Origin of the sequence: Microcystis sp. LEGE 08355 (assembly GCF_015207185.1) — a bacterium.
Taxonomy (GTDB): Bacteria; Cyanobacteriota; Cyanobacteriia; order Cyanobacteriales; family Microcystaceae; genus Microcystis; species Microcystis panniformis.
On record NZ_JADEXI010000426.1, the window covers coordinates 1 to 4052 of the forward strand.

Genomic DNA, 4052 nt, shown 5'->3' on the forward strand with positions numbered 1-4052 from the left:
GGGTAGTGGGGTGTGGGGTGTGGGGTGTGGGGTGTGGGGTGTGGGGAGAATAAATAAAAGCCATCTCCTGATAACTGAATACTGAATACTGAATACTGATAACTGATAACTGATAACTGAATACTGATAACTGATAGCTAGATTACTTAACGGCTAATACTTGTTCGTCGAGGAAATCGTAGCCAGTTCTTTCTAATTCGAGGGCTAATTCTTTACCGCCACTGGTGACAATGCGCCCATCGTACATAACATGAATAACATCGGGTTCAATGTAGTTGAGCAGACGCTGATAGTGGGTGATAAGTAAAAAAGCGTTATCGGGAGTAGCTAAGTGATTGACTCCCTGGGCAACAATTCGCAAAGCATCGATGTCTAAACCGGAGTCAATTTCATCGAGAATTCCTAAAGTAGGTTCTAATAAAGCCATTTGTAGGATTTCATTACGTTTTTTCTCACCACCGGAGAAACCTTCGTTTAAACTTCTGCCAAGAAAGCTAGGATTCATCTGGACAACTTCTAGTTTTTTCTCGACTAATTCCTCAAAGTCAAAACTATCTAATTCTTCCGAGCCTAGATATTTTTGTCGGGCATTGTAGGCAACGCGAAGAAAATCGAGGTTACTAACGCCGGGGATTTCTAAGGGATATTGGAAAGCGAGAAAGATACCCATAAGCGCTCGTTCATCGGGTTCTTTGTCTAAAAGGTTTTCGCCTTTATAAATTATTTCTCCCCCAGTTACTTCATAATCGGGATGTCCAGCGATTACTTTTGAAAAGGTGCTTTTTCCTGAGCCATTGCGCCCCATAATTGCGTGGGTTTCACCTGCTTTAATTTCGAGGTTAACTCCTTTAAGAATCTGATTTCCATCAATACTAGCGGTTAGATTTTTTACCGATAAAATTACTTCACTCATGGGATGTTTTTCTAGAACAAAAATATTAGTTTTGGTGGTTGACGGCGAATCATCAATTGATGGATAAATTGTCTTAGCTTTTGGTGGGTTACGGCTATAGCCTAACTTAGCTTTTGGTGGGTTACGGCTATCGCCTAACTTAGCTTTTGGTGGGTTACGGCTATCGCCTAACCCACCCTACTTTACTGATTATCCGACGGTTCCTTCTAGCTTGAGACTGAGGAGTTTATCAGCTTCAGCAGCGAATTCCATCGGTAATTTACTGAGGACATCCTTACAGAAACCACTGACTAACATAGAGACAGCATCTTCTTCGGAAATACCCCGTTGTGCGAAGTAGAATAATTGGTCTTCACCGATTTTAGAAGTAGAAGCTTCGTGTTCTACTTTAGCACTGTTGTTATCCACCTGAATATAGGGAAAAGTGTTAGCTTCAGCATTATCTCCAATCAGCATAGAATCACACTGGGAGTAATTTCTTGCTCCCTTGGCTTTCGGTCCCATTTTCACTAAACCGCGATAACTATTTTGGGAGTTACCCGCAGAAATTCCCTTAGAAATAATGGTACTCTTGGTGTTGCGGCCAATGTGAATCATTTTCGTACCTGTATCGGCCTGTTGTTTGTTATTAGTTAGGGCAATTGAGTAGAATTCCCCGACGGAATTATCGCCGACTAAGACACAACTGGGATACTTCCAAGTAATTGCCGAACCAGTTTCCACCTGCGTCCAAGAAATCTTAGAATTAACTCCTTTACACAGACCCCGTTTAGTGACGAAATTGTAAATACCTCCCTTCCCATTGGCATCGCCAGCGTACCAATTTTGTACCGTCGAATATTTAATATCCGCATTATCGAGGGCGACTAATTCCACGACGGCGGCATGAAGTTGATTACTATCGTACATCGGAGCGGTGCAACCTTCTAAATAACTTACCGATGCCCCTTCTTCAGCGACAATTAAAGTTCTTTCAAATTGTCCCGTCTCACCGTTATTAATCCGAAAATAGGTGGACAATTCCATCGGACAGACGACACCTTTGGGGATAAAAACAAAGGAACCATCGCTAAAAACGGCAGAATTAAGGGCGGCAAAATAATTATCACCCACGGGAACCACACTGCCGAGATATTTCTGCACTAAGTCGGGATGTTCCTGTAAAGCTTCCGAAATAGAACAGAAAATAACCCCCTGTTCTGCTAGTTTTTCTTTAAAAGTTGTGGCGATAGAAACGCTGTCAAAGATAGCATCGACAGCGACGTTAGAAAGGCGTTTTTGTTCCGAAAGGGGAATGCCTAATTTTTCAAAGGTTTCGATTAAAGTGGGGTCAACTTCTTCAAGACTGTTGAGTTTTTCTTTTTTCTGTTTAGGTGCAGAGTAGTAGATAATATTTTGATAATCAATGGCAGGATAGGAAACGTGCGGCCAACTGGGTTCGGTCATCTTTTGCCATTGATGGTAGGCCCGGAGACGAAAATCGAGCATGAATTCCGGTTCCTTCTTTTTCGCTGAAATTAGGCGAATAATCTCCTCATTTAAACCGCGGGGGATGGTTTCCGATTCAATATCGGTGATGAAACCGTACTTGTAGGGTTGGTTAACGAGATTTTTAACGGTGGTTGCACTCATGGGGGTTAGTGTTCTCTCTACGCGGGAGGCAGTTAAACAACAAGAAAGTTGTTTAAATTGATTATATAATAGATTAACAACAAAGCTGTTGTCAAAGTCAGGGAAAATTTGAGAGGATGCTGATAAACCTCTGTTATTCAAGTTACTCTGTAGGGGTAATTGGCCGCTCCTTGACCCTCAGCAATTGTACGCTAAAGCCTCTGTTTTTGGTATCATGACCACGACTCAACCCGCCTCGACGAAAGACGATATTCTGCAATATTTGCTCAAAAACGGTCAATCTACCGCCCAAGACTTGGCTGAGGAGTTAACTATTAGTCCGCAAGCGACGCGCCGCCATCTTAAGGATTTGGAGGGGGAAGGACTGATCGAATATTTTGCGGTACAAAATAAGATAGGACGACCCCAGCACATTTATCGTCTCAGTCGTCAAGGTCGTGGCCGTTTTCCCCATAATTACGATAATTTCGCCGTTTCTTTCCTCAATACTCTCGTGGAGACGGTGGGAGAGCAACAGGTGGGGGAAATTCTCAAAAAACAGTGGCAACGCAAAGCGGCAGAATATCAATTGCGCCTCGGCAAGGGGTCTTTAGGGGAAAGAATGAGAAAATTGCTGGAAATTCGCCAAGAGGAGGGTTACATGGCAGAATTAGTGGCACTGGAAGCAGAAAATAGTTATATCCTGGCCGAGCATCATTGCGCTATTGCTGAGGTGGCCGGTTCCTATCCCAGTATCTGTGGCCATGAATTAGAAATGTTTGCCATGCTGCTGCCTGATTGTACGATCAAACGGACTCACTGGATCAATCAAGGTGAGCAACGATGTGGTTATCTAATTAAGTGCAAGGGTTGACAGAAAAAGATTAGAGATTTTCCTCGGGATTTATGCCCAATTCCCGCAGTTTAGCCGCTAATTTTGCGGATTTATGCCTTTCCTGTTCAACTTGGGTTTCTGCCTGTTGTGCCGCTTCTGCGGGAGTAGGTACTAATTCCCCTTCGGGGGTAAAATAGCGCAATTTATTGGCGGATAAACCCAAATATAAGCCTAATTGTTGACTCCAGAGCCATCCCTGAGCATTGGGGGCAATCGGTTGATATTGACCGCTAATTAGAGTAAATCCTGCAAATTCTAGGCTTTCTGGGTCAAACCAAAAATAATCGGGAGTGCGAAATATATCTTGATAAATTTGTTTTTTCTCCTCTCGGTCAACTTTGGCGGTACTATCGGAGAGAATTTCCACAATTAAATTGGGATATTTGCCCTCTTCTCGCCAAACTACCCAACTTCTGCGGTTGGGATTGGGATTTGTCCCCAAAACGACGAAAAAATCGGGACCACGGCAGAATTCTGACTTTTTCTGGTTAGGACTGTAATAAATGGTTAAATTGCCGGCGGCAAAATAATCTTCTCGCTCGCGCCACCACCATTCTAAACACTGAATTAATAAAATAATTTGTTGTAGATGTAGGTTACTTTCCCAGGGTGGTTCATCACTCCAAAATTCGC

4 protein-coding genes are annotated in these 4052 nt (G+C 43.1%); 1 reads left to right on the forward strand and 3 read right to left on the reverse strand.

Translation table 11 applies throughout. From position 1 onward, the window contains the following. Window positions 1-142: 142 nt before the first annotated feature. Both sufC and sufB read right to left on the reverse strand, forming a co-directional pair. Window positions 143-913 carry a Fe-S cluster assembly ATPase SufC gene (gene sufC / locus IQ242_RS18420; RefSeq protein ID WP_002795094.1) on the reverse strand — a complete coding sequence of 257 codons (771 nt, stop codon included), beginning with the start codon at window positions 911-913 and terminating at the stop codon, window positions 143-145. Between the two features lie 189 nt (window positions 914-1102). After that, window positions 1103-2545, reverse strand: coding sequence for a Fe-S cluster assembly protein SufB (gene sufB, locus IQ242_RS18425; protein WP_002783201.1), 1443 nt, complete (start codon window positions 2543-2545; stop codon window positions 1103-1105). A gap of 214 nt (window positions 2546-2759) precedes the next feature. On the opposite strand from sufB, the gene sufR reads away from it, so the two are divergent. Then, window positions 2760-3398 (forward strand): iron-sulfur cluster biosynthesis transcriptional regulator SufR, encoded by a 639-nt coding sequence (gene sufR / locus IQ242_RS18430; protein ID WP_190358759.1) that lies wholly within the window; start codon window positions 2760-2762, stop codon window positions 3396-3398. Between the two features lie 10 nt (window positions 3399-3408). Here sufR and IQ242_RS18435 read toward each other — a convergent pair. Beyond that, window positions 3409-4052 (reverse strand): Uma2 family endonuclease (locus IQ242_RS18435; protein ID WP_193960968.1); only part of this gene is annotated, 644 nt, incomplete at its 5' end.

Coding starts and splice junctions, on each gene's coding strand:
- sufC (WP_002795094.1), bottom strand. CDS start 913: ATGAGTGAAGTAATTTTATCGGTAAAAAATCTAACCGCTAGTATTGAT.
- sufB (WP_002783201.1), bottom strand. CDS start 2,545: ATGAGTGCAACCACCGTTAAAAATCTCGTTAACCAACCCTACAAGTAC.
- sufR (WP_190358759.1), top strand. CDS start 2,760: ATGACCACGACTCAACCCGCCTCGACGAAAGACGATATTCTGCAATAT.